Origin of the sequence: Paenibacillus protaetiae (assembly GCF_004135365.1) — a bacterium.
Lineage (GTDB): Bacteria > Bacillota > Bacilli > Paenibacillales > Paenibacillaceae > Paenibacillus_AP > Paenibacillus_AP protaetiae.
Window position 1 is genome coordinate 2,754,928 of record NZ_CP035492.1, and the last position, 22,216, is coordinate 2,777,143.

Below are 22,216 nucleotides of genomic sequence, written 5' to 3' on the forward strand. Positions count from 1 at the left end.
GACGGAACTCATAAAAATGTGAAAATTTTTCCATACCTAAAGATTATAACAATTTAAATATAACGATTTCAACATAAGCAATTTGAAAAAATGATTAATTATGATTTTCACTTTTTTCCAGCTGTTCTTCGATCAATACCCGCCGGAGCACCTTGCCTACCATTGATTTCGGAAGCGTTTCCCGAAATTCATACAAATGCGGCACTTTATAAGCGGCCAGCCTCTCCCTGCACCATTTGTCAAGCTGGATGCGGGATACTTGCCACCCTTCCTTTAACACGATAAACGCTTTGACCGTTTCGCCCCGGTAATCGTCCTTCACGCCGATGACGGAAGCTTCCCGGACAGCCGGGTGCTCATACAGCACTTCCTCTACCTCGCGCGGATAAATGTTAAAGCCGCCGGCGATAATGACATCCTTCATCCGGTCCACAATCGTAAAATAACCGTCTTCATCCGCCTTGGCCAAATCGCCGGTGCGCAGCCAGCCGGCCTGCAGCACCTTCTCCGTCTCGGCCGGGCGCATCCAATACCCTTTCATCACCTGCGGCCCTTGTATAACCAATTCGCCGATTTCGCCGGCAGGCAGCTCTTCACCGGTTTCAAGGCTAACGATTTTGGCGGCGGTATCGGGGAACGGAATGCCGATCGTGCCGTTTTTCCGTTTGCCCCACACCGGATTGCAGTGGGTAACGGGCGAAGCTTCGGTCAGGCCGTAGCCTTCAATCAGCCTGCCGCCCGTCAGCTTCTCGAACTGCTCCTGCACCTCCAGCGGCAGCGACGCGGAGCCGCTGATGCACGCTTTGACCGAAGACATGTCGGCGCTTGACGCGGCCTGGTGATGGAGAAGCGCAATATACATGGTTGGCGCTCCCGGAAAAATCGTCGGACGCTGCCGTTCAATGGTGCGGATCACCGCATCCGCTTCAAACCGCGGCAGCATAATAAGCGAACCGCCCGTATAGACGGACATATTCATCAATACCGTCAGCCCGAACACATGAAACAGCGGCAATGCCGCCAAATATTTTTCCCGTCCTTTTTCCGCCTTGTAAAACCAAGACGACGTCTGCAGCGTGTTGGCCACCAGATTGCGGTGGGTGAGCATGACGCCTTTTGGCGTGCCGGTCGTGCCGCCTGTATATTGCAGCACCGCCAAATCTTCCGCCGGCTTAATCGCAATATCCGGAGCCGCATCGCCTTGCTGCCTGCGAAGCCATTTGGCGTAAGCCAGAACGCCATGCCGCCCGTATGGAATGTCCGCCTTAAAGCCTTCCCGGCGCTGTTTGAGCGGATACAGCAAGCTTTTTGGAAACGGCAGACCATCTTTCAGCGAAGTAACGATCACATGCTTCAGCTGCGGCAGCGGCCCGCTGTCCGGCTGCGCGCTGCGTACCGATGCCAAGCGCCCGTACAGCAAATCCAGCGTAATCATAACCGACGCGCCGCTGTCGGAGAGCTGGTATTCCAGCTCTCTCTCCATATAAAGCGGATTGGTCTGTACCACAACGGCACCAGCCATCAGCGCGCCGAAATATGAAACAACCGCCTGCGGGCAGTTCGGCAGCATAATGGCCACACGGTCGCCCTTGGATACGCCAAGCGACCGCAGGCCGTTGGCCATCCGGACCGCCAGTCCGAGCAGCTCGCGGTATGAAATCGAACGGCCCATAAAATGAACCGCTTCATGCTCGGGATAAGCGGAGGCGGACTGCGTTAACAAGTAAGGAAGGCCTTCATCGGGATAGTCAATCGACGCCGGCGTTTCCGCCGGATAATGGCGCAGCCAGGCGAAAGACAGCCGCCGCCCTCTCTCTTCTTCCGGTGACTGATGCGGATGCGGTTCCATACTGCATCATCTCCTTCCTACACGATGTAACGCTCGCTGCCGATCACGCGGGCGGCAATCGCCCGTTTGCGGGCTACCGTATCGATATAAGGAGCACGGACCAGCTTCTTCAGCACCGACAGCTGCATTTGCAGCCCGTCGCCCTGCTCCAGCGCAGCGGCGGTCAGCTTGGCAAGCGATTCGATCCGCTCCATCCCTTCCTGCACGAGCACCTCCGTCATCAGCTGCGCCAGCTCCGATGCCGCTGCCCCTGTTCCTGCGCGTGCGCGCAGCTTCAAGCTGCGCAGCAAGGCGCTTTCCATCGCGTAAATCTGGATCATCGTATCCGATAACGCGCACAGCACCTCCTGCTCCTGCTCCAGCCGCGTGCCCAGCTTCTGGACGGCCAGACCGCCGATAGCGAGGAAAATCTTTTTCGCCTGGTTAATCCGGTAAGCCTCCAGCTCCAGCGGCTGCTGAAACTCGGGAAGCGGCATCGGCTGCAGCAGCTCCGCCTGCAGCGCCCCGGCTTTCTCCAGCAGCGGCAGCTCGCCTTTCATCGCCTTTTTAAGCAGCGTGCCCGGAATAAGCAGCCGGTTAATTTCATTCGTCCCTTCGAAAATCCGGTTGATGCGGGCATCGCGGTAAATGCGCTCCACCTTGTACTCGCGGATATAACCTGCGCCGCCATGAATCTGCACCCCTTCGTCCGCGACAAAATCAAGCGTCTCCGACGCAAACACCTTTACAATCGAGCATTCCAGCGCATATTCGCCGATGGCGCTGGCCGCTTTGACGCCCGCATCCGGCGTTTCCTCGCCGATATGCTCGGCTGCCAGCAGCCGGTCCATCAGCCCCGCCGTCCGGTACACCATGCTTTCCATCGCGTACGTCCGCAAGTTCATATCCGCCAGCTTGGCGCCGATTAACGGGAACGACGATATTTTCTGGCCAAACTGCTCCCGGGTATTGGCGAAAGCGGCAGCAATCGCAATCGTTTCCTTCGCTGCGCCAAGACAACCTGCTCCAAGCTTAAAGCGCCCGATATTCAAAATATTAAAGGCGATCCGGTGCCCTTTGCCGATTTCGCCAAGCACGTTGGCGACCGGAACCGGCGCATCCTCAAAATATAACGGGCAGGTCGATGAGCCTTTAATGCCCATCTTTTTCTCCTCCGGCCCGACCGTAAAGCCAGGCGTCCCTTTTTCCACAATAAACGCGGTAAACTGGCTGCCGTCCACCTTGGCGTATACGATAAACAAGTCGGCAAAGCCGCCGTTTGTGATGTACAGCTTGGAGCCGTTCAGCACGTAATGCTTGCCGTCCGCCGACAGCTTCGCCGTCGTCCTCGCGCCAAGCGCATCGGATCCGGAAGCCGGCTCGGTCAGGCAATATGCCGCAATTCTCGTACCCGCCGCCAGATCGGGCAAATAGGTGCGTTTCTGCTCCGGCGTGCCGAAAAAAACGATCGGCAGCGTGCCGATGCCGGTATGCGCCCCCATCGACAGCGCAAACGAAGATGCCTTCGACATCGTCTCCGACAGCAGCGTCGTGCTTCCTTTGTCCAGCCCGAGGCCGCCGTATGCTTCCGGAACGTCGCCGCCCAGCAGCCCCAGCTCCCCGGATTTGCGCAGCAGCTCCACCGTCAGCTTGTAATCCAGCGCCTCCAGCTGCTCGTCATGCGGCACTATTTCCCCTTCCAAAAAATCAGCCGCCGCCTGGGCGATCAGCCGCTGCTCGGACGTAAAATCTTCCGGCGTAAACAAATCTTCCGGCAGGCTGTCCTCCACGACAAACCAGCCGCCAAACCGTTCTTTCCGACTCATTGCGCTTCGCCTCCCCATCATTGGCCGGCGCGCAGAAGCTGCGGCAGCATTCCGCGCTTCCAATAGCCTCATGCTTGACGCCTCATGCCTGACGACGCCTGACGCCTGATGCCAGAAGCTTTTTGCCGCAGGCTGCCGCGCGCCTCACGCCGGTTATTGTCCGTACACCTCGTATACGCCGGCCGCTCCCATGCCTCCGCCGATGCACATGGTGACGATGCCGATTCCGCCGCCCCGCCGTCCCAGCTCATGAATAAGCGAGACGGACAGCTTTGCGCCGGTGCAGCCTAACGGATGCCCCAGCGCAATCGCCCCGCCGTTCACATTCACCTTGGCCGGGTCAATGCCAAGCTCTTCAATAACAGGGATACATTGCGCGGCAAACGCTTCGTTCAGCTCAAACAAATCGACATCCACCATCGCAATGCCCGCTTGCTTCAGCACCTTCGGGATCGCCCGGATCGGCCCGACGCCCATAATTTCCGGCTCGACGCCGGCCGTTGCAAATCCGCGGAATACCGCCAGCGGCTTCAGCCCCAGCTCCTTCGCGCGCTTGCGGCTCATAACCGTGACCGCTGCCGCTCCGTCGCTCATCTGCGACGTATTGCCCGCCGTTACCGTTCCTTCCCTGGCAAAAGAAGGCTTCAGCGCCGCAAGCACCTCCGGCGTTGTATCCGGCCGCACGCCTTCGTCCATGCCAAACCAGCTCAGCTTGCGCCATGGTCGCCCCGCTTCGTCCGTACCGGACCGTTCCACTTGAAGCGGAACGATCTCATCCGCGAACCGGCCGGCCGCTATCGCTTCGGCGGCCTTGCGATGGCTTTCCGCCGCAAACGCATCCTGCTGCTCGCGGGTAACGCCATACCTCCGGGCCACCTCCTCGGCGGTGTGTCCCATGCCCATATACACCTCGGGCATCGAATCCACGATGCCCGGATGCGGAGACGGCCGGAAGCCGCTCATCGGCACATGGCTCATGCTTTCAACGCCTCCGGCAATAATGGCATCGGCATCGCCAAGCCGGATCCGGTCGGCGGCATAAGCGATGGCCTGCAGCCCGGAGGCGCAAAAGCGGTTGACGGTAACGGCAGGCGTTGTCACCGGCAAACCCGCATACAGCGAGATGACGCGGGCAATGTTCAGGCCCTGCTCGCCTTCCGGCATCGCGCAGCCTATAATGACATCCTCGACCTGCTCCGGCGCAAGGCCCGGCGCCCGGTCCAGCACCGCGTGCAGAACGGCGCGTCCCAGATCCTCCGCCCGCGTCTCGGCAAAGCTTCCTTTTTTCGCTTTCCCTACCGCCGTTCGGGCGGCGGACACTATGACGGCGTCGCGATCATGCTCGCCAAAACGCAAATAAGACATTGCCATCCCCCTTTAACGTTGAAAGTAGTTGAATGATGCCGGGCCGCGCCGCGAAAGCGGTAAGCTGCCGTCATTGGCAGCGCCAATGGCATTGGCGCTGCCAGCGAGCAAGCCGCCCGCTCGGCGGCTTACCGCAGCAAGCCCCGCCTCAGGCGCACCCCGGCCGCTAATTGCGCAGCGGCTTGCCCGTGGCCAGCATGTGGCTCATCCGCTCCTGCGTCTTGCGCTCGCCGACCAGGCTCAGGAACGCTTCGCGCTCCAGATCGAGCAAATACTGCTCGCTCACCTCAAGCCCCGGCCGCACGTCGCCGCCGGACAATACATGCGCCAGCTTGCCGGCGATCAGCGCATCATGCTTGCTGATTTGCCCGCCGAGGCGCAGCGCCTCCACGCCAAGGCGCAGCACCGCTTTGCCTTCGCTGCCTGCTACGCGGATGCGGCGTTCCTGCCGCGGCTGGTAGCCGCCAGCATCAAGCTCCAGAACCGCCCGCTTGGCGGCGGCGATCCGGCCGTCCTGCCGGATAATCGCCTTATCCTCCGGCCGCAGCAGACCAAGCCGCTTCGCATCGTAGCCGCTGGTTGACGTCTTGGCGAGCGCAATCGTCTCGAACAGCGCGTTCAGCTCCGTCTGCAGCTCACCTAATCCTTTGCCTTCGGCCCGCTCCGAAGCCAGCCGCGCGGCCCCTTTGCTGCCTCCGCCTCCGGGAATAAGGCCAACGCCGGTTTCTACCAGGCCAAAATACGTCTCCGGCGCCAGCACAATCCGGTCGGCCGGCAGGCATACCTCCACGCCGCCGCCCAGCGTCATCCGATGCGGCGCCGCTACGACCGGCCGGTCCAGCCGGCCAAGCAGGCTCATGCTGTTCTGGAACAGGCGGATAATATCCTCCACCTCATCCCATTCGCCCGCCTGCGCCTCCATCAGCAGCAGCACCAGGTTCGCTCCCACGCAGAAGTTCCGGCCTTCGTTGGCCATAACAAGCCCGCGCCAGTTCCGGCTCACTTCCTCCGCAGCCTTGCGGATGCCCAGCAAAATATCGCTGCCAATCGCGTTATTCGGCGAGTGAAACTCCAGGCAGGCGACCTCGTCTCCAAGGTCAATCAGGCTCGCTCCCCCGATGTAAACACCGTCCGCCCCGCTTCCTTCAAAGCGGCGAGCGGCAGCTCATCCTCCTTCTGCGCCTCTTCGGCATAACTGCCTGCGTGGACGTAAAACCGCCTCCCGCCTTCCTGCCGGTAAAACGAGCGGTGGCCGGCCGCTACAAAATCCGCCACCCATTCCGGGATCGTCTCCCCTTCCTGCCTCATCCGGGCGACCGACTGCTCCAGGCCAATCGCATCCCACAGCTCAAACGGCCCCAGCTCCCAGCCGAATCCCCATTTCATGGCGCGGTCGATGTCCGTGATTGAATCGGCAATATGCCCAAGCTGGCGGGCGGAATAGAGCAGCGTTCCTTTAATCGTCTCCCACGCAAACGCCGCCTGCGGCGATGCCGGATCGGCGCCCAGCAGCGCGCGAACCTTGGCTCCCGCTCCTTTGGCCGCTTTGGCCGCATCAATAAGCGGCGATGAAACAGTTCGGCGCGGACGGTATTCGAACGTGTCCCAGTCCAGCGCTTCAATGTCGCTGCGTCCTCCCGGTTTTTTCGTTTTACGGTAAAAGCCCGCCCCCGTCTTCTCGCCGAGCCGGCCATCCGCCGCCAGACGCTCCAGCACGGCCGGCCGGGCAAACATCGCTTTTTCGTCGGGATCGGTAACATTTGCCCGCACGTTATCAAGCACATGCAGCAGCGTATCGAGCCCGATCAAGTCCAGCATGCGAAACGTCGCCGACTTCGGCCTGCCCATCGCCGGTCCCGTCAACGCATCCGCCTCCTCGACCGACAGCCCAAACCGTTCGATCTGGCGCAGCGTATCCGCCATGCCGTATGTGCCAATCCGGTTCGCGATAAAGTTAGGCGTATCCTTGGCGATGACAACGCCTTTACCAAGCTGCTTTTCGCATATGCCGCATAAGCGCTCCACCACCGCAGGGTCCGTCCCTTCGGCCGGAACAATCTCCACCAGCTTCATGTAACGGGGCGGATTAAAGAAGTGGGTCGCTGCAAAATGCCGCTTGAACTGCTCGCTCCGCCCTTCGCACATCGACGCCAGCGAAAGACCGGACGTATTGGTGGTGACAAGCGCTCCCGGCTTGCGTGCGGCTTCCGCCAGCGCAAGCACGTTTCGCTTAATATCCAGCCGTTCCACGACCGCTTCCACAATCCAGTCCGCTTCGCCCAGCAGCTGCAAATCATCCTCCAGATTGCCTGCCCGGATGCGCCCGGCAAAAGCCGGGTCATACAGCGGAGCCGGCTCTGTTTTTGCCATTTTGGCAATCGCACCGGAAGCAAGGCGGCTGCGCACGGCCGGGTGCTGCAGCGTCAGCCCTTTCCGTTCCTCCTCCGCCGTCAGCGCAGCAGGAACAACGTCCAGCAGCAGCACTTCGATACCTGCGTTAGCCAAATGCGCGGCAATTCCCGATCCCATAATGCCTGAGCCGATAACGGCAGCCCGCCGAACCGGCTTAAAACCAGCTGATGCCGGCATTGTGGATTCCCCCTTCCCCAGCTTCGCAGCTGGCCGGTTTCATTTACTTCCGCTATAATGCGCTCTGACCACGGTGCTTGTGATGCGATGATCACACGCCGGGTGGCGCGCGACAGCTTTTATGCGCCTGCCTTGCGGCCGAATTCGCCGAATATGCTTGCCGCAAGCAGCTCCGCGACATCGCGGGCGCTTGCTGTGCCTTGCTCATCCAGCGTCTTTAACCCGTCCTCCATCATCGTCAGGCAATACGGGCAAGCCGAGCTGACCACCGTCGGTTTTACATCCAGCGCTTGCGCCGTCCGGGCGTAATTGATGCGGGTACCGCTTTTTTCCTCCATCCACATCATGCCGCCGCCTGCGCCGCAGCACATGCCGTTTGAACGGCTGCGCGCCATCTCCGCCAGCTTAAGGCCCGGTATCGCCTGCAAAATAGCTCTTGGCGCATCGTATACGCCGTTATAGCGGCCCAAGTAGCAGGAGTCGTGATAGGTGACGCGCTCGCGCAGCGGGTATCGCGGCTTCAGCTTCCCTTCCTCCAGCAGGCGGGCTAGCAGCTCTGTGTGATGCTCCACCTGGACCGATTCGGGCAGCCCAAAGTCCGGATACTCCTTTTTGAACACGTTGTACGTATGCGGACAGATCGTCACTATCCGCTTGACGCCGTACTTGTGAATGGCGCGGATATTGTCGCGGGCCAGCTCCTGGAACAGCAGCTCATTGCCGATTCTGCGCGGGGTATCTCCCGAGTTCCGCTCTTCGCTGCCAAGCGTGCCGAACACGATGCCCGCCCGGTGAAGCAGCCGCACCACATCGTACAGCACCTTCCGGCTTCTCGCATCGTAAGCGCCCATCGTTCCGGCCCATAGCAGCACTTCGGGAAGCGTTCCCTGCCTTTTCAAGTCCTGCATGAGCGGCACCCGAATGCCGGTACGCTGCTCGCAGTCTTCGATCCAGCCGGATCTTTCGCTGCGGGGCAAGCCCCACGGGTTGCCCTGCCTTTCGATATTTTGCAAGGCGCGCTGCCCTTCGGAAGGCATCCGCCCTTCCGTCAGCACCAAATAACGCCGCATGTCGATAATTTTGTCGACATGCTCGTTGCCGACCGGGCACTGGTCTTCGCAATTGCGGCACGATGTGCATGCCCAAAGCTCTTCTTCCGTAATGATCTGCCCGATCAGCTCCAGCTCGGCTGCCTGCGCATCGGAATGTACGGCCCATCTGTCCGCCTGTTCGGCCATCGTCCATGCAATGGACGTTGCCGCACCGGCAGCGCCACGGCTGGAGCTGCCTTCCGCCGAAGCCGCCCAGCCGGCGCTCGCGCCCGCCATCATATGGGCGCCGGCAGGCTCGCTGCGGTTCCATAGAGAAGCCGGCAGCCACGGCGAACGGGATGTGACGGCAGCGCCTTTCTCCTGCAAATGATCGCGCAGCTTGACGATCAGGTGCATCGGGGACAGCAGCTTGCCGGTCCCCGATGCCGGGCAGACGTTCGTGCAGCGCCCGCACTCGACGCAGGCATATAGATCAAGCAGCTGTTTTTGCGTAAACTGCTCCACCTTTCCGACCCCAAACGTCTCGGCATCCTCATCCTCCAAATCCAGCGGCGCCAGCTTGCCGTACGGCTCGCTCCGGCGGAACCACAAATTGACCGGCGCCGTAAGCAGGTGAAAATGCTTCGATTGCGGCACATAAACCAGGAAGGACAACAGCACCAGCAAATGCAGCCACCAGCTGATTTCATAGCCGGCCGAAGCTGCGGAGCTGTGCGCGCCGAACCCGATCGCCTCCAGCCCTTTCGCCAGCGGAGCGGATACAGGGGCATACCGCTGCGTAACCGGCACCTCCGCGCCGGCCAGCCGCTCGAACGCCATCGTAAGCAGCACCGTAACCATAAGCGCCGATAGAAACCAGACGACAAGCGAAGGCTTCCACCCTCTCTTCAGCCGTTCCAGCCTTTCGCCGTAACGCCGGTAGGCCGCGTACAGCACCGCAACGAATACCAAAGAGGCCACAAGTTCCTGCGACCAGACAAATCCATTGTAATAAGGGTAAGCGATACGGCTTCCCGCAACATGCTTCCAGATCAGATCAAGCGCACCGAACTGAAGAACAATAAAGCCGTAAAAAAAGACGAGGTGCATAAGCCCGCTCCGAATATCGCGCAGCAGCTTCCGGTGCCCCAGCATTTGCGCCGGCAGGCTGTGATCACGCCGCCGTTCATGCCTTCGCGCCGGGCGCTTCAGCGACCAGTCGGAAGGCTGCCCCAGCCGGATGTATCCGGCCCTCCGCAGCACAGCGGCCGCAAAGAAACCCGCCCCGGCGCCAACAGCCGCAATAGCGAGTATCCATCTGACGGCGGCAGCTGCCCCGCCTCCGCTGGCAGCGCCCGCTGCCGCCGCCCACAGCTCAAGTCCCGTTAACCCAGGCAGCATATGCTCTCATCCTCTCTGCCAAACGATCCTGTAAATCCTAAACAGCAAACGGGATAAGCCACCCGGTCCTATAAGCCCGCTCTTGACCATCCCATGCCTTAGCCCGCTTTTTTATCCTCGTGCCGGCTGATCCGCCGTTCCGCCCTGCCCTCCCTTCCTTTCCCGCCAGCCCTCCGGCCGGGACAAGCATAAAGCGCTTACATTATGATTCTGCCTCTCAAATATATGAACACGGCGTCCCATTCATACCGCCTGCCCCTGCCTGCCTTATCGCCATGATGCCGCCTCTCCTATTCCGGCCGGCTTGGTCTAATCGGAAATCCGGCATCATAAGGTAACACTGGCGGAAGCGCTCACCGGGCGGGCAGAAATTATAATCAGGTCGGTTCAACGCCACTAAAACGAGGTGATTGAATGCTGAAAACAGCTGTACTGCTGAAGCAAACTTTTGATACGGAAGAAAAGATCGTGTTCAGCAATGGAACCATTGCCGAAGAGAACGCCAAGTTTGTCATCAACCCTTATGATGAATACGCGCTTGAGGAAGCTTTGCGCCTGAAGGAAATCCATGGCGGAGAGGTTATTGCCGTTACGTACGGCCCGGAACGGGCGGAAGAAGCGCTGCGCACCGCTCTGGCGCTTGGCGCCGATGAAGCGGTGCTGATCGAGCAGGACGGACAGCCGGAGGACAGCTCCTTGATTGCCGCGCTTCTTGCGGCAACGCTCCAGCCGATGTCTCCCGATCTGGTGCTGGCAGGCTTATTTGCCGTGGACAGCGGCTCCGGCAGCGTTGCCCTGCAAGCAGCGGAGCGGCTGGGGCTGCCCCATGCATCTTCGGCAGTGAAGATCGAGGTTGTGCCTGCGGACGATCCGCGGCTGCATGAGAAGGCGCTTCATCCCGAAGCCGATGAATTGACCGGAGCGCCAAACGCCTCCCTTGTCTATTCCGAACGATACGCCCTTATTGAGCGGGATGTGGAAGGCGATTCGCAGCATGTTGCGGTTCCCCTTCCGGTTCTCATAACCGCCCAGCAAGGGCTGAACGAACCGCGGTACCCGTCTCTGCCCGGCATTATGAAAGCCAAACGCAAGCCGTTAAAACGCGTCTCCGCTGAAAGTATCGCCCAGGCCGCATCCGTATCGCTTGCGGCAGCACGGACCGAGCGGACAGAGCTGCTTCCGCCGGCGCCAAGAGCAGCGGGAAGAAAGCTCTCCGGCAGCGCGGCCGAACAGGCGCACGAGCTGGCGGGACTGCTCGCACAAGCGGGCGTTGTCAAGGCGGAGCCTTAACCGGACGGAAAGGAGGAAACTCGATGACGAAAAAAATACTCGTATACGCCGAATGCCGCGACGGCAGACTGCGCCGCGTGGCATTCGAAGCGCTTGCCGCCGCCCGGCTGCTTGCCGGTGAAGACGGCGAGGTGCATGCTGTCCTGGCCGGCGCCGGCCCCGCAGAAGCGGAAGCGCTTGCCGCCCGCGGAGCGGATGTTGTTCATGCGGCGGATGATCCCGCGCTTGCCGTCTACACGCCGGAAGTATACGCCGCTGCGCTAAGCGCAGCCTTCTGCTCGCTCAAGCCGCAGGCGCTGCTGCTTGGCCACACGGCTGCCGGGCGCGAGCTGGCGCCGCGCCTCGCAGCGGCTTTCGGAGCGGGGCATATTGCGGATGTCACCGCGGTTCAGGCTGCCCATGACGGCGGCGAAGCTGTATTTACGAGGCCGCTGTACGCAGGCAAAGCATATGAGCGGCGCCGGTTCGCTCCGGGTGTACCTTGGGTCGTTACGATACGGCCCAACAATATGCCGCCGGCGTCTCCTTCGGAGAAGCAAGGCACCGTACAGGCGCTTGCTTTTGAAGTGCCGCCGCTGTACACCTCTGTGCGCAGTATCGTCCGCCGCACAAGCGGGCAAATCGACCTCGCCGAAGCCGATATTGTCGTCTCCGGCGGGCGGGGCGTCCGCAGCGCAGCCGGCTTCGAGCCGCTGCAGCAGCTTGCGGAGGCGCTGGGCGGAGCGGTTGGCGCTTCCCGAGCGGCATGCGACGCAGGCTACTGCGATTATGCGCTGCAAATCGGGCAGACCGGCAAAACTGTCACGCCCCAGCTGTATATCGCCTGCGGGATAAGCGGAGCTATCCAGCATCTCGCCGGCATGAGCGGCTCGCGCACCATCGTAGCCATTAATAAAGATCCCGATGCGCCTATTTTTGGCGTCGCCGATTATGGCATTGTTGGTGATTTGTTCGAAGTGGTGCCGCTGCTTACTTCCGAATTCCGGAAGCAGCGCCCCTCCTCTGCCGGCTGACCGGCAGCAAGCGCCTTGGCCAAAGCTGCAGCATTTGCGGCTCAGCCGGGCGCTTTTTCACGATCCGACTGCTGCGGGGCTGCCCGCTTTCCTTTCTGCCCGGCTGAGCCGGCTGTATAACCGCCCGGCGCTTGGCGATTATTTTTATCGCTTGGACGGTTGACAACGTCATTTAAATTGCATACAATTAAATTATACGCGATACAGTTCGCGGCTTAAGGAATCCTAATTACCAGTACAGGAGGGTGAAACGATGGGTGTTTATGAGATGGAAGTGGATACGATTCGAGGCGGCAAGCAAAGCTTGTCCCAATATAAAGGCCAGGTGATGCTGATCGTCAATACAGCGACCAAATGCGGTTTGGCTCCGCAGTTTAAAGGACTGCAGAAGCTGCATGAGGACTACGCGGAGCAGGGCCTAGCCGTTCTCGGGTTCCCCAGCAGCCAGTTTATGAATCAGGAGCTGGGCGACAATGATGCGATCGCCGAAGCTTGTGAATTGAACCACGGCGTAACATTCCCGCTTTTTGCCAAAATTGATGTGAATGGCCCGACCGCACATCCGTTGTACCAATATTTAAAAAATGAAGCCCGCGGCGCATTTGGCACAAAGCCGATCAAATGGAATTTTACCAAGTTTCTGATCGACCGCAGCGGCAAAGTCATTAAGCGGTACGCTCCTACGGATGCACCGGAAAAAATCGAAGCCGATATCCGCAAGCTGCTGTAAGCCGGCAGCCTGCTTCAGCATAAAAAATACCCGCATGCCTTGCCGGAAGCATCAGGCTTCCAGCGCGGCATGCGGGTATTTGCGCTGATCAGGCAAAATCGGGGACAATCTCGCGAATGCACTCGGGAGACTCGTACCCTTCTTCGCCTACGGCGTTTGTTACCGGGTAAGCCCGCAGCTGGTGTGATTCCAGCGGCTCCAAATGTTTGCGCAGCGAGCGGATGTCGTTAATGCGCGGGTTAAGCCAGTCCTCTGCCCCTTCTTCATCGAGCACGACAGGCATGCGCGGCATCCACTGGGATAAAGCGCCCGACGTTGGCGCCGTAATAAACGTGAAGGCCCGCACTTCCTGGCCGCTGCTGTTTTTCCACACATCATAGAAGCCCGGCACTCCGAACAAAGGCTGTCCCGGCGCCACAACATGCATCGCGCGCGGCGCTTTCTCCTGACCGGCTTTCTTCCAGCCGAAATACCCGCTGCAAGGCACGATGCACCGCTGCTTGCGCAGCATGCGGTCAAAATAAGGCTTGTGCTGGAAAGTTTCCACATCTGCGTTAACCGAATCTTTTGCCCAAAACGGGAACAGCCCCCAGCGCGCCTCATTCATCGTCCGAATGCCAAACCGGTCATTCATAATAATGGACACGTTCTGGGTCGGCGACACATTAAAGCGGCTTGCTTGTCCGTACACGATTTTTTGCACTTGAAAAGCGTCCACGATATCCGCCAGTTCCGCCGATATCGAATATTTATCAATCACGGGCTGTGCCTCCTCCATCTGTCCGAGCTGTACGCAGCTGCGCCGCGTAAAGTGTTGCTCTGTATCCAGTATTTGCATAACAGGAGGCCGGCTATGCGCCCATGCCCAAAAAAACAACCCCTTTCCCGGATTATCCTCGGAAAGGGGTTCTGTCAAAGCCAAGCGGAGCCGGGCTTCTGCAAGCTGTTACATCGTAAACCGTTTGCGGTACTTTAACGGCGGCATTCCGGTCTGGGCGGCAAACAGCCGCGAAAAATGCGGCGTCTGCCGGAAGCCGGTTTCCTCCGCGATTTGCGCGATCGGCCACTCCGTCTTAATGAGCAGCAGCTTCGCCTGATCCAGCCGGTAGAACAGCAAATATTGCTGCGGCGTGCAGTCAAACACCTCGCTCATGCAGCGCGTTATGTAGTTGATATGCAGCTGCAGCGCTTCGCTTAGCATCGTATTCGATACGGGGGTCTTATAATTCATTTGCAAATAAGCCGCAGCCCGCTCCGCAACGGATACGGCGGATCGCGCCGCTTCATTGCGCCAGCCGTCGTCCAGCATTTGCATCAGCCGCAAAAACATTTGCTGGCGGTCCCAGAATGCGCCGTGCGACGAGCTTTGCGCCGCTTCATGCAATTTGGTGAACAGCTGCTTCGCTTCGTCCAAATAAGCCAGATTCATCCGCTTGGGCAGCCGAATCGCATACGTATAATAGTCGCCGCGCAGCGTACCGCTTTGGCTTCCTTCCGTCTCTTCCCATTCGCCCATCGTCTGAAAATGCAGCCAATCGAATACGGTTTTGTCCTCGCATGGGCGGACCGAGTAATGCCAGGCATCCGGCCGCAAAATAAGCATATCTCCCGCCGAAAGCGACCATTCCCGGCCGTTCTCTCCAATATGGAGCGCTCCTTCATTGACGAAAAGCATGTCAAATACGCCAAGCTGATTGCGGTTCGGATGCTCTTGCCCGGGCGAATATTCGACACGGTTGGATTCAATAAAAAACGGCAGCGGCGGCGAACGAAAAGTAAGTAATAATTCCTCCGGCAACCTCATCTCTCCCTGTATGCGCAGTTGTCTCTATGCAGCAGTTCGCTGGCCATCAACCTTTATTTTTACAGCATGCAGCCCGATTTGTCCATGCGGAAAACGCCGAGCATAAACAAAAAATCTCCTGCCCCGCCGCGAAACGGAAACAAGAGATTGAGGGATAGGGAGCAGGCTTACATCTCCATGGCATGAACGCCCTGGAACAGCGTAGCCATATATAAGCTGCCGCCTGTCATATCGACGTCCGTCACCGGCAGCCCTGTCTTAACAGGCAGGAGCGCGAGCTGATTGCGGATATTCGCAAGGCGGAACAAGCCGCGGTCCGTGCAGGCAAATACGGTTCGCCCAAGCGTGCAGACGTTAAACACAAACATTTTGCCGAAGCTGATCCGGTCGAAGCGCCCTCTCGTGTCGCCGACCAGCAGCTCTCCCTGATCCGTGGCCGCCACGATCCGCCCGCGGTAGACGGACAAGCCGGTTACCGCCCGGCCCAGCTCGAAATGCGCCCAATCATCCATATAACGGTCATACATGGATATGCCGCTTGTATGACCGGCAACGATATATTGCGGAAGGTTGATGAAATTGTATACCTTCCTGTCGGGCATCGCGATTTGCTCCCATTTGCTGCCGACTCTGCACCATAAGCCGTATTCGGTAGCCGCATAACCGGCTTTGCCCAGCTCCAAATATTGATAACACGGTACGGCAAGGCCGTCTTGCGACCATTCGCCGCCGCTGTATGTGTATAAGCCGCTGCTCGTACATGCCGTCAGTATGCCGGAATAAAGCTGCAGCTTATTAACTGTCGTTTGATCGTCCAGACCGGCATCCAGCTTCGACCATACGCCTCCGGCATCAATGCCGTATACGCCATGGCCTATCGATGCCGCATATATGTTCTCTACATCCGCTTTTATGGATGAAAACGGAAACAGCATCCAATTCCAAGGCTTGCTTTCATTCCCGGTGCCGAATCCCGGCTCAAAAGAATTGGATGAAAGGTGAAACGGTCCGTCTGACATCGTCCCCTTCACTCCTTTGCTTGCTCATCCGAGCTATATTGATAATGATTATCACTACCATTGATATTATAGCGGTTTAGCCAGCCTGTCAACTTTTCAGATCAGAATAGGACTTTTTTCTTGTTGTAATCCCGGCCGGGAAGCGCATCCTCGTCTTCTATATCAAGGATATGTACGCAGCATGCAGATCATGACGCATCACGTAAGCTATACAAGCCAGCTGCCCGCGCAGATGCTTCGCAGCGGCGGCGGGCTTGATCAGAACGGGCTGTTGAGCGTAAAGCGGATAATGACCCGGCCGCCGTCGAACTTGACGTTTTTGACGCTGACCAGATCCGTGCCCGGCACATCCACCGGTATAACCCGTGTGCCGGCAAGCCGTGCCGGCAGATGAATGCCGCGGATGGAGACCGTTTCCGGCTCCATTACCAAATTCGGCTCCTGCCACGACAGCCGGTATACCGCCACAGCCCCCGCCTTCACTCGCTTTTTGTAGGTTACGTTTGCATAGGCGGTCAGATGGTCCCCGTCCAGCTCAAACCTGGCTCCGTCCAGCACGAGATCCCGATTCGGGAAGGCGCCTCTGCCGAGGCTTTCTTTCGCCAGATTGTTAATATCCGCTTCCGTCAGCACCATCTCCGGGTTTAAATGCTTGATCATGTCCCGGACTTTGCCTTTCACATCAATAGGCGTATACGATAAGTCCAAAACCTCGCGCGGCGCGATATAGCTTTTCAGCCACCAAGCCGCCCCTCCTGCCAGTACAATCAAGGCGAGCAATAAAGCGGCAAGCCGCTTCATCCATTTTTTCATTACGGTTCCTCCTTCTGCTCCAGCTGTCGGCTTCTCTGTGTAATAACGATACCGTCCTTATATCACAAAAACAAACGGTAAAGTGCTATAATGGCATAAACCTGTATTGCACGTTTGCATTACGCGATAGAAGAAGCCTGGGAGATGAATCGGTATGGAATCACACACATCCGCTGGCCGTCCGGAAGCGGCCGTTCGGGTAGGACTCGAAGATATTGTACACGCCCAAATGCACTTGAAAGAAATCATTAACCGCACGCCGCTTCAGCATAACCGCGTCTTGTCGGAGCGTTATGGCTGCAACGTGCTGGTAAAGCGCGAAGATTTGCAAATTGTCCGCTCCTTCAAAATACGCGGAGCGTACCACTCCATCCGCTCGCTCCAGCCGGAAGTGCTGGAGAAAGGCGTCATTTGCGCCAGCGCGGGCAATCATGCGCAGGGCGTCGCTTATTCCTGCCATACGCTGGGCATCCTCGGCAAAATTTATATGCCCAGCACAACGCCGCGCCAAAAGGTGAGCCAGGTTGCTTTTTTTGGCGGGGATAACGTGGAAATCGTCCTGACCGGCGATACGTTCGACGATGCTTACGCTGAAGCGGTAGCCGAAAGCGAACGCAGCGGCATGGCTTTTATTCACCCGTTTGACGATTTGAAAATTATTGCCGGCAACGGCACGATCGGCCAAGAGATTATGCAGGAGGCCGAGCAGACGCCGGATTACGTTTTTGTCACGGTCGGGGGCGGCGGTTTGGCGGCCGGCGTAGCCGCTTATATAAAAGCGGTATCTCCCGCGACCCGAGTAATCGGGGTCGAGCCGGAAGGCGCCGCTTCCTTGAAGGCGTCGCTGAGCGCTAACGAGGTCGTTACGCTGGAGCAGATCGAGAAGTTCGTAGACGGCGCAGCCGTCAAACGCGTCGGCGACAAAACGTTTGCGCTTTGCCGCGAGCTGCTGGACGACGTTGTGGCTATTCCGGAAGGGAAAGCGTGCACGACCATCATTAATTTATACAATGAAAATGCGATTGTGGCGGAGCCTGCGGGCGCTTTGCCGATTGCGGCGCTTGATGCGTACAAGGAGCAGATTAAAGGAAAAACGGTCGTCTGCCTCATTAGCGGCGGGAACAACGATTTTGACCGGATGCAGGAAATTAAAGAGCGGTCGCTTATATACGAAGGGCTGAAGCATTATTTTATGGTCAATTTCCCGCAGCGCGCGGGAGCGCTTAGGGAGTTTCTGGACGATGTGCTTGGCCCGACCGACGATATTACGCGGTTTGAATATACAAAAAAACATAACAAGGACAACGGTCCCGCGCTCGTTGGCATCGAGCTGAAGCAGCGCGGCGATTACGAGCCGCTGCTGGAGCGGATGCGCAAAAAGGGCATTCAGTTCCACGAGCTGAATAAAGACCCTGTCTTATTTAATCTGCTGATCTGAAGCAGAAAGAGCGGCGGCAGCTGGCCGGAAGCCTGAAACGGCTGGGAGTCGACGTGGAGTCGCCATGTGGAGTGGACATACTCAACAACTGCAAATATGCAGTTGATTTTAAGGAAATTGTAGTTTTTGATCGAATCAAATGTAAAAATGCAGTTCTATTCAGCAAAAATCCCTTATTTGAAGGGTTTTGAGCGAAAAGAACTGCATTTTTGCATTTAAAGTATAAATTTAGGCCGAATGTGATCCATTTCACTGCATTTTTGCAGCTGCCTGGCACAAAGCGCCCGGCTCCAAGCAACATTCAGAAGGCTTCGACAGCCTTCTTCCGCGCAAAGCGCGTAGCGCTTCGCTTTCACCGGCGGCAATGCCGTCCGTTATTTCCTGCGCTCCCGCGCAAGCGCATTGCGCTTCACCCTGTGCCCGACCGGCCCGGCCGGGCCCGGTCACTTACCAAGCGTAAGCGCGCGGCGCTTCTCCGCCCGGTCCCGGGAATATTTCGTCGATTCGTTTCATCGCCGATTCGTCCAGCTTGATTTCCAGCGCCTTCAGCGAACGCTCGAACTGCTCCAGCGTGCGCACGCCGATAATCGGCGCCGTAACGGCCGGATTGGCAAGCAGCCAGGCGAGCGATACCAGATCTTCGGGAGCGCCAAGCTCATCGCACAGCTCGCCGAATGCATCCAGCTGCGCGCGATGCGCCTCCAGCGCCTTCTCATTATTGCTGCGGCGTCCGGCGCCGCCGCGGCGGTGATTGCCCGCGAGCAGGCCGCCGTTCAGCGGGCTCCACGGAATAATGCCAACGCCTAGCGCTTTGGCGGCCGGCAGCACCTCCAGCTCCGGCAGACGGCACATCAAATTGTATTTATGCTGCTCGGACACCAGTCCGATTAATCCTCTTGCTTTGGCTTCGCCTTGCGCAACGGCGATATCCCAGCCCGCAAAATTGCTGGAGCCGACATACCCGATTTTCCCCTGCGCGGCAGCGGTTTGGAAAGCGCCCCACAGTTCGCTCCACTGGACGTTGCGGTCCACGTGATGCATTTGGTACAGCTCAATATGATCCGTTTGCAGCCTTTTCAGCGATGCTTCGAGATGACGGCGAATTTTATAGGCAGAAAGTCCGCCTTCACGGTTTGGACCGTCATTAGCGTCATGTGTATCGCCATATACTTTGGTAGCCAGCACTGTTTTCTCCCGGCGACCATTGCCTTGCTTGAACCAGCGGCCGATAATTTGCTCCGTGCGGCCGGAATTTTCGCCCCAGCCGTAAATATCGGCCGTATCGAAAAAGTTAATTCCGGCGTCCAAAGCGGCGTCCATAATGCGAAACGATTCCTTCTCATCCGTGTCGACGCCAAAGTTCATCGTCCCCAGGCAAAGCCGGCTCACCTTCAAGCCGGATTGGCCCAAATAAGTATAATCCATTGTCCATCTCTCCTTCTCGCCCTAGTCTCACAATTGGCATGCGTAAATGGAACGCTTATCCAACACCCATTATACTAAAATCCAAAAAAAGAACACAAACGGTTAATCCTCAGTTGATAAATCATTCCTAAACTTAATGCAGGAGGTGCACGCATCATGCCGCATGACCTGATCGGTAAAAACGGCCAGCCTAAACTGCTTATTGTGTACGCCTCGTACGGCGACGGCCATCTGCAAGCCGCACGCGCGGTCCGCGATGCCCTGGAGCGGCAAAGCAGCTGCCAGGTTGTCATGCTTGACCTGATGGCGGAGTCGCATCCGTGGCTGAACGAAATGACACGCATCTTTTATCAAAAAAGCTATACGCGCCTGCCCAAGCTGTACGGCTGGATGTACGGCATGACCCGGCCCATGAAGCACGATTCCATGTTCGGCACGCTGCTGCACGCTTTTGGACGCGAGAAAATACGCCGTATTCTGGAAAAGGAGCAGCCGGATGCGGTCATTCATACGTTTCCGTTCTATGCCCTGCCTTCTCTCGGCAAGCGCAGCCGTTCGCTCCGCCCGATCCCCTGCTACAGTGTCATAACCGACTTCGACCTCCACCGCAGGTGGCTCCATCCGCATATCGACCGCTATTATGTCGCCGCAGAAGATATCAAAAAAGAAATGATCCGGCTTGGCATTCCCGGACCGCGTATCGCCGCAACCGGCATCCCGATCAAAAGCGGCTTCCGGCAGCAGGAGGTCACCCCCTTGCTGCACCGCAAATACGGCATCAATCCGGAGCTGCCTGCGGTTCTTATGCTCGCCGGCGCGCAAGGCGTAATGCCGTCCGCGCTTCGACTATGCGAGCAGCTGCTGGCCGCTTCAGGCAAGCTGCAAATGATTATGATCTGCGGGCGCAACACGGCGCTGCGCGAAGCGGCGGAAGCGCGCTTCCATGCTTCGCACCCGGACGCTGCGCGCTTCCGCGCCTTTGGTTATGTCGAACAAATCCATGAGCTCATGTCGCTCTCCTCCTGCATCATTACAAAGCCGGGGGCATTACATTGTCCGAAGCGATTGCCGCCGGCCTGCCGATATTTACGCACCGTCCCGTCCCCGGCCAGGAACGGGGCAACGCTGAATATTTGGCCTCCAAAGGCGCGGCAACCATTACGGCAAGCGCCGGCGAGCTGGTCCGGCAAATTACAGAGCTGCTGGATGACCCGCAAAAGCTGGAGCAAGCCCGCTGGACGGTATTTCAGCTGCAGACGGCTAACGCGGCGGAACATATTGCGCATGATATTTTAAACGGCATCTCCTACCGGGACCACCACGCCTCTACTTGGTAACTCAGCTGCGCCAAACGGCAATATTATTCGGCTCCAAAGTTTCTGCGGCTCGAGATTCGTCCATACTGCTAATATCGTACCGTCTGGACATCCCGGACCAATCTGGAATAAAGGAGCCCTTCCATTGGCCTCTTCAAGAACAGGATCAATTCGATCTCATATGCTGCTCATTACTGCCATTTTATTTCTTGAAAATTTTGTTCGCGGAGGCGTGCTGGTCAGCTTCCTGCCGATTTACGGCGAAAAAACGCTCGGGCTGTCGCTCGATATTATCGGAGTAGCAATTACCGCCCATTATTTAACGGATACGGCCTTAAAAATCGCCATCGGCTATTTGCTGGACCGGCTGTCCGTCCGCCTGGTCGTCCAGGCCGGCTTGCTGATCTCTTTCGCCGGCCTGTTTGCCCTACAATTCGCCACCGTGCCGTGGCTGTTTATTACGGCTTCCGCCGTCTACGGCATCGGCATATCGCCGATCTGGATTGTATGCCTGACCAGCGTAAGCGATCAAAGCAGCCGCGGCGGACAGATGGGCTACTGGTATTCCATCTGGCTGGTCGGGCTTGGCGCGGGGCCGGTCATTTGCAACGTGCTGCTGGATTACAGCTCTTCCTTCACCTATTCCCTCCTTATTGCGCTGTATTTGCTGTCCTGGATGCTGTCGCTGTTTCTGAAAAACAGGCAGGCGCCGGCCATTCGCCGCATCCCGTTCCGCAAGCAGCTGCTTGTCCTGCAGAACCGGCTGCGCAAAATGAAGCTGCTGCTGCCGGGCATGGTGCTGCAGACGATGGGGGCCAGCATGCTTGTGCCGGTGCTCCCCAAGTTTGCGGAAACCCAGCTTGGCTTTACCGGCTTGCAGTATTCGGTCCTGCTCACACTCGGCGGCATATGCGCAGTAGCAGGGCTTGTGCCGATGGGCAAGCTGTCGGACAAGCATGGCCGCAAAAAAATATTTTTGCTGCTCGGGTTCAGCTTTCTCGCCCTCTGTCTAGTGCTGCTGGCAATCAGGCCGCCGATTTGGTATTGTTTTATCATTGCGATGGCTTTAGGAATTGCCTATTCCGCCGTACTGCCCGCCTGGAACGCACTGCTTGGCACTTACGTGCCGCCGAAGCAGGAAGGGATGGGCTGGGGCATTTTGTCCACGGTTGAAGGAATCGGCGTCATGGTTGGCCCGGTGGTCGGCGGCCTTATCGGCTCTTCTTCGGGTACGCCCGCTGTCGTATGGGCAAGCGCGGCGCTCTTTGCGCTTATTGCCCTGTATTATTTGCCCCAGAAATTAAAATAACGGTCAGGAAGAACCTGTA

General features: G+C 58.1%; 15 protein-coding genes and 2 pseudogenes. 7 read left to right on the forward strand and 10 right to left on the reverse strand.

The annotated features are described in order from the left end of the window. Window positions 1–94: 94 nt before the first annotated feature. From ET464_RS12730 to ET464_RS12750, 5 genes and pseudogenes are all read right to left on the reverse strand, one after another. Window positions 95–1,849: a long-chain-fatty-acid--CoA ligase gene (locus ET464_RS12730; protein WP_129441435.1), complete on the reverse strand. Its 1,755-nt coding sequence runs from the start codon at window positions 1,847–1,849 to the stop codon at window positions 95–97. Window positions 1,850–1,866: 17 nt separating this feature from the next. Beyond that, window positions 1,867–3,654: an acyl-CoA dehydrogenase FadE gene (locus tag ET464_RS12735; protein WP_129441437.1), complete on the reverse strand. Its 1,788-nt coding sequence runs from the start codon at window positions 3,652–3,654 to the stop codon at window positions 1,867–1,869. 153 nt (window positions 3,655–3,807) lie between these two features. Further along, window positions 3,808–5,019, reverse strand: a complete 1,212-nt coding sequence (locus ET464_RS12740; protein WP_129441439.1) for an acetyl-CoA C-acyltransferase — start codon at window positions 5,017–5,019, stop codon at window positions 3,808–3,810. Between the two features lie 166 nt (window positions 5,020–5,185). Then, window positions 5,186–7,608: pseudogene (locus ET464_RS12745) on the reverse strand (3-hydroxyacyl-CoA dehydrogenase NAD-binding domain-containing protein). Window positions 7,609–7,727: 119 nt separating this feature from the next. Next, window positions 7,728–10,040 (reverse strand): (Fe-S)-binding protein, encoded by a 2,313-nt coding sequence (locus ET464_RS12750; protein WP_129441441.1) that lies wholly within the window; start codon window positions 10,038–10,040, stop codon window positions 7,728–7,730. A 417-nt stretch (window positions 10,041–10,457) separates the two neighbouring features. On the opposite strand from ET464_RS12750, the gene ET464_RS12755 reads away from it, so the two are divergent. The 3 genes from ET464_RS12755 (at window position 10,458) to ET464_RS12765 (ending at window position 13,073) form a co-directional block, all read left to right on the forward strand. Continuing rightward, window positions 10,458–11,330, forward strand: a complete 873-nt coding sequence (locus ET464_RS12755; protein WP_129444362.1) for an electron transfer flavoprotein subunit beta/FixA family protein — start codon at window positions 10,458–10,460, stop codon at window positions 11,328–11,330. A gap of 23 nt (window positions 11,331–11,353) precedes the next feature. Beyond that, window positions 11,354–12,343 carry an electron transfer flavoprotein subunit alpha/FixB family protein gene (locus ET464_RS12760; protein WP_129441443.1) on the forward strand — a complete coding sequence of 330 codons (990 nt, stop codon included), beginning with the start codon at window positions 11,354–11,356 and terminating at the stop codon, window positions 12,341–12,343. A gap of 253 nt (window positions 12,344–12,596) precedes the next feature. Continuing rightward, entirely contained in the window at window positions 12,597–13,073 is a 477-nt protein-coding gene (locus tag ET464_RS12765) for a glutathione peroxidase (protein WP_129441445.1), read from the forward strand. Window positions 13,074–13,161: 88 nt separating this feature from the next. Here the strand turns inward: ET464_RS12765 and ET464_RS12770 are convergent, their stop codons facing one another. The 4 genes from ET464_RS12770 to ET464_RS12785 all read right to left on the reverse strand — a co-directional run bounded on the left by ET464_RS12770 (window position 13,162) and on the right by ET464_RS12785 (window position 16,709). After that, window positions 13,162–13,833: an SOS response-associated peptidase gene (locus ET464_RS12770; RefSeq protein ID WP_129441447.1), complete on the reverse strand. Its 672-nt coding sequence runs from the start codon at window positions 13,831–13,833 to the stop codon at window positions 13,162–13,164. Window positions 13,834–14,019: 186 nt separating this feature from the next. Then, complete coding sequence (locus tag ET464_RS12775; RefSeq protein ID WP_129441449.1) at window positions 14,020–14,871, reverse strand: AraC family transcriptional regulator; 852 nt, start codon at window positions 14,869–14,871, stop codon at window positions 14,020–14,022. 173 nt (window positions 14,872–15,044) lie between these two features. Continuing rightward, window positions 15,045–15,896: a hypothetical protein gene (locus tag ET464_RS12780; RefSeq protein WP_129441451.1), complete on the reverse strand. Its 852-nt coding sequence runs from the start codon at window positions 15,894–15,896 to the stop codon at window positions 15,045–15,047. Window positions 15,897–16,154: 258 nt separating this feature from the next. Further along, window positions 16,155–16,709: a hypothetical protein gene (locus ET464_RS12785; protein ID WP_129441453.1), complete on the reverse strand. Its 555-nt coding sequence runs from the start codon at window positions 16,707–16,709 to the stop codon at window positions 16,155–16,157. 154 nt (window positions 16,710–16,863) lie between these two features. Between ET464_RS12785 and ilvA the strand changes: the two genes are divergently transcribed. After that, on the forward strand, window positions 16,864–18,147 hold the full coding sequence (gene ilvA, locus ET464_RS12790; RefSeq protein ID WP_129441455.1) for a threonine ammonia-lyase IlvA: 1,284 nt from the start codon (window positions 16,864–16,866) through the stop codon (window positions 18,145–18,147). A gap of 447 nt (window positions 18,148–18,594) precedes the next feature. Here the strand turns inward: ilvA and ET464_RS12795 are convergent, their stop codons facing one another. Next, a complete protein-coding gene (locus ET464_RS12795) occupies window positions 18,595–19,572 on the reverse strand; it encodes an aldo/keto reductase (protein WP_129441457.1) in 978 nt (325 codons plus the stop codon). Window positions 19,573–19,728: 156 nt separating this feature from the next. Between ET464_RS12795 and ET464_RS20880 the strand changes: the two are divergent. From ET464_RS20880 to ET464_RS12805, 3 genes and pseudogenes are all read left to right on the forward strand, one after another. Next, window positions 19,729–20,235: pseudogene (locus ET464_RS20880) on the forward strand (MGDG synthase family glycosyltransferase); the annotation flags it as partial. 389 nt (window positions 20,236–20,624) lie between these two features. After that, on the forward strand, window positions 20,625–20,909 hold the full coding sequence (locus ET464_RS20885) for a hypothetical protein (RefSeq protein ID WP_425271729.1): 285 nt from the start codon (window positions 20,625–20,627) through the stop codon (window positions 20,907–20,909). Between the two features lie 124 nt (window positions 20,910–21,033). Beyond that, window positions 21,034–22,197: an MFS transporter gene (locus ET464_RS12805; protein WP_244226529.1), complete on the forward strand. Its 1,164-nt coding sequence runs from the start codon at window positions 21,034–21,036 to the stop codon at window positions 22,195–22,197. The last annotated feature ends 19 nt before the right edge of the window (window positions 22,198–22,216 follow it).